Consider the following 15,888-nt stretch of genomic DNA (forward strand, 5'->3'; position numbering starts at 1 on the left):
AACGTCAGGTGACTATCGATGAAAAACTTGAATATCAGGAGAGGATGCGAGCATGAACAACATTCTCTTCGAAATACCAGGTGAACCAGTAGCGCAAGGAAGACCAAGGGCAGGGAAATCTTGGACAGGTAAAACTGTCCTCTATGATCCTGATAAGTCTAGGGACTTTAAGCAATATGTAAAGCTGGTAGTTGGTCAGTACGCTCTAAAAGAGCTCATAACAGGACCGATTGACTTAGCGATAGACATTTTATAGAGCAACCCCTAAGAAGTATCAGACAAAGCCAAAACAGGCTCTAATTGAACAAGGAGAACTAAGACCAACCACTAAGCCTGATGTAGATAACTACGTGAAGGGTGTTAAGGACGGCTTGAACAAAGTAATCTGGCAGGATGATAGCCAAGTGGTGAATTTAACAGCATGCAGCTGAGGGTGGTAGTGAGGGTTGCTTTTTGAAAAGACGTACTAAAATCACAATGTGAATTTATGTATGAGTTTAATTTATAAGTTTATTAATATCGGAGGCGAACCAGTACTCTTAACTGAGTATGGTTGCTTTTATTGAAAGTCGGTCAAGAAATTAACTGATTGAGGATCGTCTCTACAATTAATAAAATTAATTGTTTGAGAAATTTAATCAAAGTTTTTTTCCATTCTTTTCTCACGACTTTCACACCTCCTTACACGAACGAAGATGAGAATCTAATAATAGTTCTTCTAATCATTATTATCTTATTCAGATTTTCAAAAAGTGTTCTACGAAAGGAGTATGAAAATGGAACAACCACTAATAGTAAATCATGGGGAGTATGAATTTACAAGATTTGAGCGCGCTGTATCAGAACTTCAAGAGGAATACGGTTATGAAGGATTAGCTTGGGATATGGTCGTAACAAGTGGTGATTTTGATGTTCTGTGTGACTTTTTAAACGGTGACGGTTTAGATGCGGAACTAGATTAAATACGACACATTAGAACAAAAACTGTTCAATAAAGAGAAAGAAAAAAAGCAATGAAATCTCATTGCCCTAATTCGTTCTTACGTTTAAATATTAATTCAAAAAAACCAGGAGTCCCATAACCTTTTAAGCCTGGTGCAAAAATCTGTACTAATTCCCATCCTTCTTTTTCATGGTCATAAACAACTTGATGGTAACTTTCCTCAGCAGTACGTAGGAATGTAGATAATTGGATTTTCACGAATTTATGTTCGTACAAAAAAACAACCTCCTTTTTTATCTTTAATTTACGTTTTATATTAATGTAAGGTTTCAAAAATCTTAGGGAGTTGATGGACAGTTCGGAGATATTGCGAAGTAAAAAACCAATTAGAATATTCCAATCAGCTTTTGTTTTTTAGTTTTTTTCCTATTTCAACACCAACACCTAAAATAGCGAAAATCATTCCAAAGAAAAATAGTATTTGAACGAATCTAGCTGCTGCCCAATACCCTAAAAAATTCATGAAAACAACGATGATAATTAAAATTACTAAAACAATATTCGTATAGAAACGTAAATTACCAGACATTTTATACCTCCATTTTGTTCAAATATAATCACGCTTTAAGTTTAACATAAAATGGGTATTTAACCCGTTCTTATTACTGCACATTACGTAGAAACTACGTTGAACTAGAAATATATATTGCCATTGAGAGTAGGTGTTATAGAAGTGAAGGAGGCTTGGAAAATGTGCCTCTTCTTAATCTTTTAACTATTAGAGGCTTGAAATTAATAACATAGCTATTCCGAGCCAGATAAAACTAAGAGCCAATGATTTATTTGGTAAAAGAGAATTGAATTCTAGTGGACCAAGCGTTGTTCCAAGACCAGAAATGAAAAATAAGAAACCTAACCAAAATATGATTTTCCCAAATAAATTATGTGTTTTAATTGCCAAAACCTCCGGAATATATTTCTTAATATATGTATACATGATATTTTTTTCTGCATAAATGGTTTAAGTCAAAACACGTAGATAGTGTGTATTAGAAACCTATAACGTAATAAAAAAACATCTATTTCTTTAAGAAATAGACGTAAGTTATTTTTTTAAGGCTTACAGCAAAGGTTTCCTTCTCCTTTTTCAAGTGCAGATTTAAGACTACTTAATACACCAGACCATGCCATATCATGCCATTTAATAGCCTCTGCCCAATTTTCACCACTATTAAAACCAGAGTGGTGTAATGTAATCTTAGTAATATTATTATCTAAATTTAAAAAAACTACCTTTACAAGCGTTAGGGAATTCTCATCGTTCATGACACTTTCAAATTGGTCAGGCCCTTTCCAAGTAAATTGTAGCTCATTCTGTTCATCTAGTTTAGTTATCTTGCAACCTTTAGTATTCATGCCAGTTTTATTCCCAGGTATGAAATAAAGCTCATATGCTCCACCAACTTTAGGATTAATGATTGCTTCAGAAGCAAACCATTCAGAAACTCGTTCTGATATTGTCCAAGCATACCAAACTAAATCCATTGGAGTATTGATAGTGATTTCTTTGTTGATCTCAATACCTTCTAATAATTGTTTCATTCCAAAATCCTCCCTAGTTATTTACTGCTATTCAATACCGATTATATCAAATATTAAAATTATTTTGTATTTTTGTAGAAAATATATTGTATTGCTAACAACTAAGTCGTTATACGTAGAAAAAGTTTTGTATCGGTAGGAGAGAATGGAAGATGTATGGTTCTATGTTTATAAGATGATTCAAGAAGAGGGTCTGGATGGGCATTTTTATTAAGACCTGAATGATGACGAATTGTACGAGATGTATTTTAAGAAAAGAATTAAATAACGCATCTATCATACGATTTAAAAAATTGTCCAGTATAACACCCCTACTGCAGTGAAGTATTCTATTAAGTTAACTTCTCTATCAGTTTCAAGACTACTTTCTCGATTTGGATCCGTAATTAATTAACGATTCTACTTAGAAAGCATTTCATTAATCAAACATGAACATTTTCTCTATATTGAAGCGGCAGGCGGCGACACAAGTAGGGATGAGTGAGACAGATAAGACATCACAACCGCGCGCGTAAGCGATGGGTGATGGCTTATCTCTCCCCCCGCGGAAAGCGTCCGCCGAAAGCGAAAATCAATACTACTTTATTTATTTAAAAGCTTATAAATCTCCTAATTCTCTATCAATCGTTCGTGTTATCAAAATAACTTTTATTAAAAAAGACTGCAATCAAGCACGAAAACCTCGTGGATGACTACAGTCGAAGATACTTTTAAAAATACTAGATTAGATTATACTATTTACACTTCCATAATGATTGGTAAAATCATTGGACGGCGCTTAGTCTTTTCATATAAATAAGGGCTTAAAACATCTGTAATTTCATTTTTCAATTCAGACCACTCTATTGCTTTGTCTTGAATTGTAAACCTTAAGTGCTTATTTAGCATTTGCTGTGCTTCATTAATCATTGTGCCAGATTCACGCATATACACGAATCCTCTAGAAATAATATCCGGACCAGAAACAATTTTCTTTCTTTCCATATCCGCACTAACAACTACTATTACTAAGCCTTCTTCAGAAAGAATTCTACGATCTCTTAATACGATATTACCTATATCCCCAATACCGCTACCATCGATATAAACATCTCCTGATGGTATGCGACCAGCTACATGTGCTTCATTAGAACTTAATGCTAAAACTTGTCCATTTTCCATAATGAATGTGTTTTCAATAGGAACATCACAATCTGCTGCTAACTCTGTATGAATTTTTAACATACGGAATTCCCCGTGGATTGGCATAAAGAATTTAGGCTTCATTAAACGTAGCATAAGCTTTTGTTCTTCTTGAGAGCCATGCCCAGAAGTATGGACATTGTTCAAGGAACCATGAATAACTTCTGCACCCGCACGGAACAACAGATTAATCGTTCTATTAACGCTTGCTCTGTTACCTGGGATAGGAGAAGAAGAAAATACTACAGTATCTCCTGGTTGAATTTGAATTTGTCGGTGAGTACCATTAGCAATTCGAGAAAGAGCTGCCATTGGTTCCCCTTGACTACCTGTACAAAGGATTAAAACTTCGTTAGCAGGTAATCGGTTTAATGCGCTTGTATCAATGAACATTTCCTTAGGGGCTGTAATATAGCCTAGCTCTCGTCCAATTGTAATATTGTTGTCCATGCTTCTTCCGAAAACAGCAATTTTGCGATTATGATGAATCGCAGCGTCTATTACTTGTTGAAGTCTATGGATATTCGAAGCAAAGGTTGCAAAAATAATACGACCATTTACTTTACGGAAAATGGAATCCATACTTTCTCCAACTTTGCGTTCGGACATTGTGAAGTTAGGAACTTCAGCATTAGTACTATCTGAAAGAAGACAAAGAACGCCATCACGACCGATTTCTGCCATTTTCGTTAAGTTTGCAGGTTCGCCGACAGGAGTAAAGTCAAATTTGAAATCTCCTGTATGCACAATATTACCAGGTGGAGTTTTTACCACAATTCCAAAAGCATCAGGTATACTATGCGTAGTTCTAAAAAAGCTTACAGCTGTTTTTCTGAACTTAATCACATCGTCTTCTTCGATTACATTCATTTTCGTTTGACGTAGTAAGCCATGCTCTTCTAGCTTGTTTCGAAGCAGACCCAATGCTAGCTTACTTCCGTATACTGGGACATTGAGTTGCTTAAGTAAGTAAGGAATTCCACCAATATGGTCTTCATGTCCGTGGGTAATAAAAAGGCCTTTAATCTTGTCCACATTTTTGACTAAATAAGTATAGTCTGGGATCACATAATCGATTCCTAAAAGATCATCTTCTGGGAATTTAATACCCGCATCAATTAGAATAATTTCATCTTGAAATTGAACACCATACGTATTTTTGCCGATTTCACCTAGTCCGCCGAGGGCGAAAACAGCTGTTTGGTCATTTTTTACAAATTTCATGAATTACAGCTCTTCTACTTTGAAATTTGGACTTGCTTGTTCGTATTCCAAGTGGTTACCTTCAAGCAACTGGATAAGCTCAATGTTATACTTGCGGTCTATAAGAAGTGAACGAACCTCACGCTCTGATTCAGCCTCTACGTATAAGCTTTTAGTGTTTTCGCGAACTGGTACCTCTAGTGCATTTTCTTGATAATAAACTTTATAAATCATTTTTATACTCTCCTTTTTCACGTTCAAAATAAATCAATTCTCTTTATATTATCACGCTACTTATTTAAAATAAAGAAAAGCCCTTCAATTTTTGAAGGGCAAGACATTTGACTTAAGCAATCGTTTTGTTTCTGAGCATTCCGCCGAGTCGCCGCAACAGTTTTCTTTTCAAGCGTTTCAACATGGCAATCCACTCCTTATGACGTATTATATATGAAAATGTGGAGTTTGTAAAGGATTATAACAGAAAAGTCAAATAATTTAACTTGAAAAGGGAGAAAAAATAATGGAAAAAAAAGTATTGATTTTCGATATAGATGGAACCATTTTAGATTTTGAGAAAAATATTCCTGAAGGGGTAGAAGAAGCATTTAAACAAGCGAGAGAAAATGGACATATTACTGTAATTGCTACTGGAAGAGCACCATTTCTAGCTAAAGCAATCGTAGATCAACTTCAAATTGATTCTTATATAACTTATAATGGTCAAATTGTTCAATTTGAAGGCAAAACCATACATAAAGGTGTTATAGATAAGGAAGAGCTTAAAAAACTTTCGGAGTTTGCTGCTTTGAAAGACCAGCCTTTAGTATATATGGACAGCCATGAGATGGTTTCAAATGTACCCGATCATAAAGACGTGATTGAAAGTATTTCTACTTTAAAGGTCGGTTTTCCTAGACAGGCAGAAAATTTTTATTTAAATAATGATATTCATCAGGCGCTTGTCTTTTGCGAAAAAGATGTACAAGAGGAATATGAACGTGCATTTCCTAACTTGTCCTTTGTAAGATGGCACAGAGTATCTTGTGATGTGCTTCCTAAAGGCATGTCTAAAGCTGTTGGGATTGAGATACTTTTAGAATATTTAGGAGAAACTCGTCAAAATGCAGTTGCGTTCGGGGACGGATTAAATGATGTAGAAATGCTGAAGTTCGTAGGTACAGGTGTAGCTATGGGAAATGCTGTAGATGAACTAAAAAAACACGCCACAATCGTTACTGAACATGTCTCAGAAAATGGTCTAGTAAATGCAATGAGGCAATTAAAGCTAATTTAAAGGAGTATCACATGATAGAGCAAAGTAATAAGTACGTATTAGTATATGGCGATGCCTTTGTTGACTATATTTCAAAGGATCAGACAAATAAGAGCTTTAAAAAGTTTTTAGGAGGAGCCACTGTAAATGTAGCTGCAGGTATTGGCAGACTAGGTTCTTCCTCCTCTTTTATAACTATCATCGGAGAAGATGATACCTCTAAATTTGTGAAGAGGGAGCTAGAAGCAGAAGGGGTTGACCTTTCTTACATACAGGTCGACCCGGAAAAGTCTATAAGTGGAGTTTATGTGCACTTAACAGAAAATAACGATCGTCATTTTCATACTTATTTAGATGATACCCCTGACTTACAAGTAGATTTCTCTATGATAGACTTGAATGCTTTTAATCAAGCAAGTGCTTTCCATTTTTGCTCTGGGACATTATTTCATTCAATCGCTAGAGAGACTACTAAAAAAATAGTAGAACAAACAAAGAAATCTAGTGCGCTAATATCGTTTGATGCTAATATTCGCCCATTAAGATGGAATACTGAGCAGCAATGCAGAGAGACAATTTGTTCGTTTCTTCATGACGTAGATATATTTAAAATCACGGAAGAAGAACTTTTCTTTTTAACTCAAGCTAATACTCAATTAGAGGGGATTAATAGATTAGCGGAATATAATATTTCCGTAATCCTTGTAACAGTAGGAGCAAAAGGAACATACGCCATGATCGAAGGGGAACTGGTTCATATCCCGACTGAAAAAGTAATAGCTGTTGATACAACCGGTGCTGGAGATGCATTTATGGCAGGTATTCTATCTAAAATCCAGTCAGAAGGGAAGCCTAAAACTAGAGAAGAATGGATCAGATATATTGCTTTTGGGAATAAGCTCGGATCTATTTGTGCAACAAACTTTGGAGCGTTGTCTGCTATGCCAAAACTTTCCGATATCAACTAATGTGTAGTTGCTTTAGGAGAGGAGAGCGGAGCATTTATTATTAAAAGCTTTGCTAGGGGTTGGGTGAGGCTTATCGCTCACCCCGAGGAAAGCGTCCGGCTGGTGCGAAAAATCAATTCTACTCTCTGATTTAAGTTTTCTTTGCATCATAAACCAACCCTACCCATCAACATAGCCTTATTGAAAAAAGATTGGTCTCCGTAGAGGCCAATCTTTTTAATTATTTATTTTCGTAAGGAAATGCATCTGCTATTTCCGCATAAGGGTTTTGTGGATTGATATGGTCATAAAACATAATGCCATTCAAATGGTCTAATTCATGTTGGAAGGCGATAGCAGCCAGACCTTTTAGACGTTTCTTAAATGGAGTTCCATCCGGATAAAAGCCAGTTGCTGTAATTCTGGCATATCGCGGAACATACCCTTCAATAACTTCGTCTACAGATAGACAGCCTTCACCAGAAGGTATATATGTTTTTTCTACGGAATGGCTAATGATTTTAGGGTTAACTGCAACAAAGCTGATTTCCTGATCGTTCTCATCCATTAGGTGTAAGGCAAACATTCTTTTAGATTGGTTTACTTGTGGTGCAGCAATTCCAATTCCAGGACGAAGGTTGTATTTATTCACCATTTCATCATCTTGGCTATTTATAACGTACTCCAATAAATCATTTGCCAGAGCTTTTTCATCCTCAGTGAGTGGAAAGGTAAGCTCTTCCGTTTTCTTGCGTAGAGTAGGATGTCCATCTCTAATAATGTTAGGCATTAAAATCATCTTGATCGTCCTTTCAAATTTCATATTTCTATTATATCGAATTATGTCGTTTTACTAAACAAAAAGGTATATAAGTCAGTTGAATTTAGTAACTAGAACAATTATAGTTGAAAATGGGTATAGGAGGTTACGGAATGAAAAAATTAATATTCGTGGTTCCTTTCATGTCACTTTTACTATTGTCTGCCTGCTCTTTTGGAGAAAGCACTCAGGAAAAATTATCAAATGTTTTGACTGAAATCTATGAAGCAGAAGAAGGCTATAGAGAAGTTCAAACATCCTTGAAGGAAACAGAGTTAAAGGAACAGGGAAATTTTCAAAGCATGATGGAATTAACTCAGGACCAAAAAGAAGAGCTTAGTGCTCAAGTAGAGGCAACTGCTAATCTATTAGAAGAACGTATGACACTGGTAGAAAAAGAAAAGGATTCCATATCGAAGGCAAAGGAGAAGCTTACAGACCTAGAGTCAGTTATTTCTGATGCTAAAGAGGAATCCGAAAAGGAAAGTATCCGTTCAGTAGAAGATGCTTTTAAAAATCGATATGATTCTTATGATAATTTGGTTGAACAATACAACTCTCTTACAAGCTTACAAGACGCTCTTTATAATATGCTTTTAGATGAAGAAGCGGACGTATCTAAAATTCAAGAGCAGGTTGCAGAGGTTAATAAGCAGAATGAAGCTGTGCAACAAGCAGTTCAAGAATTCAATGACTTAACTACACAATTAAATGAAGTAAAAGATCAAGCTTTTTCTACTCTTCAAAACGAAGAATAAAATGTATATACACTTTATTTGAGGCTTGAACAAAACTAGTCAATATAATAAAAACGTGAAATCGGCAACTGGACTGCTCCCTGTCAAGTAGACAGTGGAAATAATAAAAATTGAACTAAGCGGCTTGAGCTCTGAATTCTAGAGGGCTCAGGCCGTTTAGTCGTTTTTGATAACGTTGATGATTGTAAAAGTAAATATACACATCAACTGCTTTTCTTAATTCCTCATACTGGAATTCCCGCAAATAATACATTTCTGACTTCAGTGTACCCCAAAAATTCTCGATTGGAGCGTTGTCCAAACAACGGCCAACTCGAGACATACTGTGCGTCATTTTAGCGCCATCTACGATGCGTTTAAATCCCTTCGAAGTATATTGAAAGCCACGATCACTATGAATCATCGGGAAGGCGCCAGCTGGCAATTGTTCTATCACTGGAATAATCGTGTCAAAAACTAAACGATTATTATTGGATTTACCTAGTTTATAACCAACAATTGACCCATCGTGTAAATCAATAATTGCACTTAAATATGCTTTTCTTCCGACACCATATTTGAATTCGGTAATATCTGTACACCATTTTTCATTTGGCTTAGAAGCCTTAAAATTGCGATTTAACAGATTTTCTGCAACGTGCTGTGGTGTAGATTTCTTATATCCTTTTCGTTTTCGACGAATGACAGATTGTATTAGATACATACGCATTAAACGGTAAATTCGTTTTTCATTGTACGTAGGTGAGCCTGCCACTTTACGATAACGATTGATCGTCAGCGTCATACGACGGTATCCATAGATTCCATCAACCTGGTCGTATAGTAGGCGAATCCCCTCTAATAAAGCTTCGTTTTCTTGTTCGCGCTTTGATGAGGTGCGCGCGCACCATTTATAATAGGCAGCACGTGAAATTTTAGCGATTTTACATAAGACGATAACCGGAATATGTTCCTCTGTATGTAGTTCTTGAATCGCTAGATAACGCTGTTGTAAGCGAATTTGACTGATTAACGCCTCCTCTCGATTTCCTCTAACTTTTTTAAGAATAAGTTTTCTGCACGCAAGCGTTCCATTTCACGTTCCATTTGTTGCATGCGTAATTTTAATTTCTCTTCTTCTGTTAATTCTTCCATTGATTTCGTGCGCCCACGACCGTCTTTTAATGCCATTACGCCTGCTGTTTCTAATTTCTTCACCCAGCTATACACTTGTTGATACGAAACCCCATATTTTTCTGCAGTTGCTTGATAATTTCGTTGAGTGTTAAAGCAATATTGTGCAATTTCAATGCGTTCCTCTACCGTTGTTGATCTCCATTTAGTCATAGTTTTACTCATTCCTTTTCTTGAGTCTTTTAATTCGCTATGGCTAGTATACTTGCGAATCCAACCATACAAAACAGAATCACTACTCACTTGAAATTTTGCGAGTATTTCATTCATGGTTAATCCATTACGTGTATAATCTAGTACCGCAGCTTCCTTCAGTTCTTTTGAGTAAGGTTTCCAAGTGTGTGAATCCTTCAACCCCTCTAATCCTTCCGCTTTATATTTCGCTTGCCAACGGTAAAGTGTAGTATAGGTTAATTCATGCATTCTACAAATTTCTTCTAATGTATATTTTCCATCCTCAAACAGTTGGAGAACGGTTAGTTTTTGTTCAACTGTATGCTTACTTCGCGCCATAAAAAAATACCCCCCAACAGGTAAACAGATTTTTGTTTTTTCACCTGTCTACCTATTGGGGAGCATATCAAACTTGATTTCACGTTTTTATTTATTTTTAAAGCAAGCTGACTTATCGGAACTTTTTATTTTGAAGAGAGGTTTGCCTCAGACTTGTCTCTAAGTAATCGAGAGGATCACTAGACTTGGTGACGGTGATGTCCGATTAATTTTATATGGTTTCGGAAAAGCCATAGAATAATCATGTGTAAAAATGATTAGACGTGGTATGTATATCGAAAAGGCGTTTATCTATATCAATATAGGTATTTGGACGATAGGAAATGGGAAATGTATTAATGATGTATTTAATTTATCGATATCCCTTCGAACTGATATAATACAGATGAAATTAATGACTAGTACAGAATGTAATGTTTATAATATTCTAATATAAAAATGATAGAGTTCTAGATGATTGACCGAGCATTTATTCTTGAGTATACTTAGATGGAATTGATATTGTACCAATCAATGTGTAAATAAATTTTAATACAGAGAAAAAGGAGAGGTGCTTTATGGCTTCAAACAAAGAAACCCAGTTTGACCCAATGAAAACGCTTCATGAAATCGAAGAAAAGTTTGAAATGTTCCAGATTTTAAATGAAGACGGGGAAATCGTTAATGAACAAGCGAACCCTAATTTATCTGAAGAAGATTTAGTGGAATTAATGAGTCGCATGGTCTATACGAGAATATTAGATCAACGTTCTATTTCGTTAAACCGACAAGGACGTCTTGGCTTCTATGCACCAACAGCAGGGCAAGAGGCTTCCCAGCTTGCTTCCCATTTTGCGTGTGAAAAAGAAGATTTTATCTTACCAGGCTACCGTGATGTGCCACAAATAGTATGGCATGGTTTACCGTTATGGCAAGCATTCCTATTCTCACGTGGTCACTTTAGAGGCAATCAGATTCCTGAAGGTGTAAATGTATTTCCACCACAGATTATTATAGGCGCTCAATTCATTCAAGCTGCAGGAGTTGCATTAGGAATGCAAAAACGTGGCAAGAAATCAATCGCTATTACGTATACAGGAGATGGCGGTTCTTCTCAAGGAGATTTCTACGAAGGCATTAACTTTGCTGGAGCTTTCCGTGTACCAGCTGTATTTATTGTCCAAAATAACCAATATGCTATCTCTACTCCACGTGAGCTACAGACTGCAGCTAAAACAATTGCTCAAAAGGGGATTGCTGCTGGCTTACCAAGCATGTTAGTTGATGGAATGGATCCACTAGCTGTATATGTTGCAACAAAGGATGCTAGAGATCGTGCAATTAGAGGCGAAGGGCCAAGCTTAATCGAGACTGTTTGTTACCGATACGGTCCACATACAATGGCTGGTGATGATCCTACACGCTACCGTACATCAGAAACAGATTCTGAATGGGAGAAAAAAGATCCATTAGTACGCTTCCGTAAGTATTTGGAGAGCAAAGGTATTTGGAATGAAGAAAAAGAAGCAGAAGTAATTGAGAGAGCGAAAGAAGAAATTAAAGATGCAATCAAAAAAGCGGATGCTGCTCCAAAACAAAAAGTAACAGATTTAATAAATATTATGTATGAAGAAAATCCATATAACTTAGATGAGCAATTAGCTTACTATACAGAGAAGGAGTCGAAGTAACCGATGGCACAAATGACGATGATTCAAGCTATTACGGATGCTCTCCGTACTGAGCTTAAAAATGATGAAAATGTGTTAGTCTTCGGCGAAGACGTTGGTAATAACGGCGGAGTATTCCGTGCAACTGAAGGACTACAAAAAGAATTTGGGGAAGATCGTGTATTTGATACACCACTTGCAGAGTCAGGTATTGGTGGATTGGCAGTTGGTCTTTCATTACAAGGATTCCGTCCAGTTCCTGAAATCCAATTCTTTGGTTTCGTATATGAAGTGATGGATTCAATTAGTGGACAATTATCTCGTATGCGTTTCCGTACAGGTGGTGCTTTTAATGCGCCAGTAACTATACGTTCACCTTTTGGTGGAGGAGTTCATACACCAGAAATGCACGCAGATAGCTTGGAGCTTTTAATGACTTCAACTCCTGGTGTGAAAGTGGTTATTCCATCTACACCTTACGATGCAAAAGGTTTACTGATATCTGCTATTCGTGATAATGATCCAGTTATTTTCTTAGAACATATGAAATTGTATCGCTCTTTCCGCGGCGAAGTTCCTGAGGAAGAGTATACTATTCCTCTTGGAAAAGCAGACGTGAAACGTGAAGGTACTGATTTAACGATTATTACTTATGGTGCAATGGTTCAAGAAAGCTTGAAAGCAGCTGAGGAACTAGAAAAAGAAGGACACTCTGTTGAAGTTGTGGATCTTCGTACTGTACAACCATTAGATATCGAAACAATCATTGCTTCTGTAGAAAAAACAAACCGCGCAATTGTTGTACAAGAGGCGCAAAAACAAGCTGGTATTGCAGCAAACGTTGTTGCAGAAATTACAGAGAGAGCTATTCTAAGCCTAGAGGCTCCAGTTCTACGTGTGGCTGCACCAGATACTGTATTCCCATTCTCTCAAGCAGAAACAGTTTGGTTGCCAAACTCTAAAGATATAATGGAAACAGCAAAGAAAGTATTAAATTTCTAAAAGAAACGAACAATAGAAAGGGTGAGCACTTTGGCATTTGAATTCCGCCTACCGGATATTGGAGAAGGTATACATGAAGGAGAAATCGTTAAATGGTTTGTTAAAGCTGGTGACGAAGTTGATGAGGACGATATCCTTTGCGAAGTACAAAATGATAAAGCTGTAGTAGAAATTCCTTCACCTGTAAAAGGAAAAGTAACAGACGTGTTGGTAAGCGAAGGAACAGTTGCTGTAGTTGGCGACGTACTAGTTAAGTTGGATGCACCAGGCTATGAGGATCTTCAATTTAAAGGAGATCACAGTGGTGAAGAAAAAACAGAAGCTCAAATACAATCTACTTTAGAAGATGGTAAGGAAGTGGAGAAAGAAGCAGTTGATGCTTCTAAAAATCAGCAACCTTCTACACCTACTAAAGAAAAGACTGAAACTACAGAGGTTAAACCTAAAGGCGACACTCGTGTAATTGCGATGCCTTCTGTTCGTAAATTTGCTCGTGAAAATGAAGTGAATATTGCTGACGTAAATGGTACTGGTAAAAACGGTCGAATTCTAAAAGAGGACATTGAAGCATTCCTTTCTGGAGACCAATCAGTAGAAGAAACTAAATCTACAGCACCAGCTGCTGAACAGGAGAAGGCGCAAGAAACAAAATCTTCAGCTCCTGTTAGCCTAGAAGGAGACTTCCCTGAAACGCGTGAGAAGCTTTCACCAATGCGTAAGGCAATTGCAAAAGCTATGGTTAATTCTAAGCATACCGCTCCACACGTAACGCTTATGGACGAAGTTGATGTGACAGAGCTTGTTGCACATCGCAAGAAATTTAAAGAAATAGCTGCAGAGAAAAACATCAAGTTAACTTACTTACCTTATGTGGTAAAAGCATTAGTAAGTACTTTACGTGAATTCCCTGCTTTAAATACTTCGTATGATGATGATTCAAACGAAGTTATTCAAAAGCATTATTACAACATTGGGATTGCAGCTGATACAGATAAAGGTTTATTAGTACCTGTTATTAAAAATGCAGATCGTAAATCTGTATTTACTATCTCTGATGAAATTAATGCTTTAGCAACTAAAGCTCGAGATGGCAAATTAGCTCCTGCTGAGATGAAAGGTGCATCATGCTCAATCACTAATATTGGCTCTGCAGGAGGGCAATGGTTTACACCTGTTATCAACCATCCAGAAGTGGCAATCCTCGGAATTGGTCGAATTTCAGAAAAACCTGTAATAAAAAATAGTGAAATTGTAGCCGCTCCTGTGTTAGCATTATCATTGAGCTTTGATCATCGCATGATCGATGGTGCGACTGCCCAACATGCGTTGAACCATATAAAACGTTTATTAAGCAGTCCAGAATTATTATTAATGGAGGCGTAAAAAATGGTCGTAGGAGATTTCCCGATTGAAACAGATACTTTAGTAATAGGTTCAGGTCCTGGAGGTTATGTTGCTGCAATTCGTGCTGCACAAACAGGACAAAAGGTAGTAGTAGTAGAGAAAGAACATATCGGCGGAGTATGCTTAAACGTAGGGTGTATCCCTTCTAAAGCGCTTATCTCAGTTGGTCACCGTTTTGAACAAGCAAAACATTCAGATGACATGGGTATCACGGCATCTGATGTTAAAATTGACTTTTCAAAAGCACAAGCTTTCAAAGAAAGTGTTGTGAAAAAATTAACTAGCGGTGTTTCCGGATTATTAAAAGGTAACAATATTGAAGTGGTTTCTGGTGAAGCTTACTTTGTTGATGCAAATACAGTTCGTGTAATGGATGAGAAGTCTGCACAAACTTATACTTTTAAACATGCGATAATCGCTACTGGATCTCGTCCAGTAGAAATTCCAACATTTAAATATACAAAACGTGTTATTAACTCAACTGGTGCTTTAAATCTTCAAGAGGTACCTGAAAAATTAGTAGTAATTGGTGGAGGGTACATTGGAACTGAGTTAGGTTCTGCATATGCTAACCTAGGTTCACAAGTTACAATTATCGAAGGCGGAGACGATATTTTAGCTGGCTTCGAAAAACAAATGACTACTATTGTTAAAAAAGGCTTGAAGAAAAAAGGCGTAGATATGGTAGTAAAAGCATCTGCAAAAGGTGTTGAAGAGTCTGATACTGGCGTAGTTGTAACTTATGAAGTTGGTGGAGAAGAGAAAAAAGTGGAAGCTGACTATGTATTAGTAACAGTTGGCCGCCGCCCAAACACCGATGAAATTGGTTTAGAAGAGCTTGGTATTAAATTTGCAGAACGCGGATTAATCGAAGTAGATAAGCAATGTCGCACTAGCATTAGCAATATCTTTGCTATCGGTGATGTAGTAGCTGGTCCTCAGCTTGCTCACAAAGCATCTTATGAAGGTAAAGTAGCTGCAGAGGCGATTGCTGGTCAATCATCTGTTGTAGATTATCTTGCAATCCCAGCTGTTTGCTTCACAGATCCAGAGCTAGCTACAGTTGGTTTATCTGAAGCACAAGCAAAAGAACAAGGATTTGATGTAGCTGCTGGTAAGTTCCCATTCGGAGCTAACGGTCGTGCACTTGCTCTTAACGCGACAGAAGGCTTTGTAAAACTAGTTTCACGTAAAGAAGATGGTTTATTACTTGGCGCTCAAATCGTAGGTCAAGGTGCATCTGATATGATCGCTGAACTAGGTTTAGCAATTGAAGCTGGTATGACGGTTGAGGATATCGCTATGACTATTCATGCACATCCAACGCTTGGAGAAATTGCAATGGAAGCTGCAGAAGTAGTAATGGGTCACCCAATCCATATTCTATCTAAATAATAAGTAGGTCGATAAAACCGTGTA

General features: G+C 36.9%; 15 protein-coding genes and 1 pseudogene. 9 read left to right on the forward strand and 7 right to left on the reverse strand.

What is annotated here, in order from left to right; all coding sequences use genetic code 11:
• Nucleotides 1-52 precede the first annotated feature (52 nt).
• Nucleotides 53-431, forward strand: a pseudogene (locus NSQ95_RS05575) (RusA family crossover junction endodeoxyribonuclease).
• Nucleotides 432-776: 345 nt separating this feature from the next.
• Nucleotides 777-962, forward strand: coding sequence for a hypothetical protein (locus NSQ95_RS05580; protein WP_340884424.1), 186 nt, complete (start codon nt 777-779; stop codon nt 960-962).
• A 59-nt stretch (nt 963-1,021) separates the two neighbouring features.
• On the opposite strand, the gene NSQ95_RS05585 is transcribed toward NSQ95_RS05580, so the two are convergent.
• The 5 genes from NSQ95_RS05585 to NSQ95_RS05605 form a co-directional block, all read right to left on the reverse strand.
• Nucleotides 1,022-1,219 carry a DUF4177 domain-containing protein gene (locus tag NSQ95_RS05585; RefSeq protein WP_340884421.1) on the reverse strand — a complete coding sequence of 66 codons (198 nt, stop codon included), beginning with the start codon at nt 1,217-1,219 and terminating at the stop codon, nt 1,022-1,024.
• A 124-nt stretch (nt 1,220-1,343) separates the two neighbouring features.
• Nucleotides 1,344-1,532 (reverse strand): hypothetical protein, encoded by a 189-nt coding sequence (locus NSQ95_RS05590; protein ID WP_340884416.1) that lies wholly within the window; start codon nt 1,530-1,532, stop codon nt 1,344-1,346.
• A 524-nt stretch (nt 1,533-2,056) separates the two neighbouring features.
• Nucleotides 2,057-2,545: an SRPBCC domain-containing protein gene (locus tag NSQ95_RS05595; RefSeq protein WP_340884413.1), complete on the reverse strand. Its 489-nt coding sequence runs from the start codon at nt 2,543-2,545 to the stop codon at nt 2,057-2,059.
• Nucleotides 2,546-3,283: 738 nt separating this feature from the next.
• Entirely contained in the window at nt 3,284-4,951 is a 1,668-nt protein-coding gene (rnjA, locus tag NSQ95_RS05600) for a ribonuclease J1 (protein WP_340884410.1), read from the reverse strand.
• A 3-nt stretch (nt 4,952-4,954) separates the two neighbouring features.
• Complete coding sequence (locus NSQ95_RS05605; RefSeq protein ID WP_169358920.1) at nt 4,955-5,164, reverse strand: DNA-directed RNA polymerase subunit epsilon; 210 nt, start codon at nt 5,162-5,164, stop codon at nt 4,955-4,957.
• A gap of 286 nt (nt 5,165-5,450) precedes the next feature.
• Here NSQ95_RS05605 and NSQ95_RS05610 point away from each other — a divergent pair, with 286 nt between their 5' ends.
• The gene (locus NSQ95_RS05610) at nt 5,451-6,224 is read left to right on the forward strand and encodes a Cof-type HAD-IIB family hydrolase (protein WP_340884406.1); all 774 of its coding nucleotides are present in this window, start codon (nt 5,451-5,453) and stop codon (nt 6,222-6,224) included.
• 11 nt (nt 6,225-6,235) lie between these two features.
• A complete protein-coding gene (locus NSQ95_RS05615) occupies nt 6,236-7,171 on the forward strand; it encodes a carbohydrate kinase (protein ID WP_340884403.1) in 936 nt (311 codons plus the stop codon).
• Nucleotides 7,172-7,391: 220 nt separating this feature from the next.
• On the opposite strand, the gene def is transcribed toward NSQ95_RS05615, so the two are convergent.
• Nucleotides 7,392-7,949, reverse strand: coding sequence for a peptide deformylase (gene def, locus NSQ95_RS05620; protein ID WP_340884401.1), 558 nt, complete (start codon nt 7,947-7,949; stop codon nt 7,392-7,394).
• A 134-nt stretch (nt 7,950-8,083) separates the two neighbouring features.
• Here def and NSQ95_RS05625 point away from each other — a divergent pair, with 134 nt between their 5' ends.
• Complete coding sequence (locus tag NSQ95_RS05625; protein WP_340884399.1) at nt 8,084-8,728, forward strand: YkyA family protein; 645 nt, start codon at nt 8,084-8,086, stop codon at nt 8,726-8,728.
• 115 nt (nt 8,729-8,843) lie between these two features.
• Here the strand turns inward: NSQ95_RS05625 and NSQ95_RS05630 are convergent.
• A protein-coding gene (locus NSQ95_RS05630; RefSeq protein ID WP_340884396.1) for an IS3 family transposase occupies nt 8,844-10,414 on the reverse strand; the annotation gives its coding sequence in 2 pieces (ribosomal slippage) (nt 8,844-9,781 and nt 9,781-10,414; 1,572 coding nt in all).
• Nucleotides 10,415-10,971: 557 nt separating this feature from the next.
• On the opposite strand from NSQ95_RS05630, the gene pdhA reads away from it, so the two are divergent.
• From pdhA to lpdA, 4 genes are read left to right on the forward strand one after another with little or no spacing between them, the layout of a single operon-like run.
• The gene (gene pdhA, locus NSQ95_RS05635; protein WP_340884394.1) at nt 10,972-12,084 is read left to right on the forward strand and encodes a pyruvate dehydrogenase (acetyl-transferring) E1 component subunit alpha; all 1,113 of its coding nucleotides are present in this window, start codon (nt 10,972-10,974) and stop codon (nt 12,082-12,084) included.
• Between the two features lie 3 nt (nt 12,085-12,087).
• A complete protein-coding gene (locus tag NSQ95_RS05640; protein ID WP_340884392.1) occupies nt 12,088-13,065 on the forward strand; it encodes an alpha-ketoacid dehydrogenase subunit beta in 978 nt (325 codons plus the stop codon).
• A 30-nt stretch (nt 13,066-13,095) separates the two neighbouring features.
• Nucleotides 13,096-14,448: a dihydrolipoamide acetyltransferase family protein gene (locus NSQ95_RS05645; RefSeq protein WP_340884390.1), complete on the forward strand. Its 1,353-nt coding sequence runs from the start codon at nt 13,096-13,098 to the stop codon at nt 14,446-14,448.
• 3 nt (nt 14,449-14,451) lie between these two features.
• On the forward strand, nt 14,452-15,864 hold the full coding sequence (lpdA, locus tag NSQ95_RS05650) for a dihydrolipoyl dehydrogenase (RefSeq protein WP_169358928.1): 1,413 nt from the start codon (nt 14,452-14,454) through the stop codon (nt 15,862-15,864).
• The last annotated feature ends 24 nt before the right edge of the window (nt 15,865-15,888 follow it).

This window comes from Psychrobacillus sp. FSL W7-1457, from assembly GCF_038593405.1.
In the GTDB taxonomy this organism is placed as follows: Bacteria; Bacillota; Bacilli; order Bacillales_A; family Planococcaceae; genus Psychrobacillus.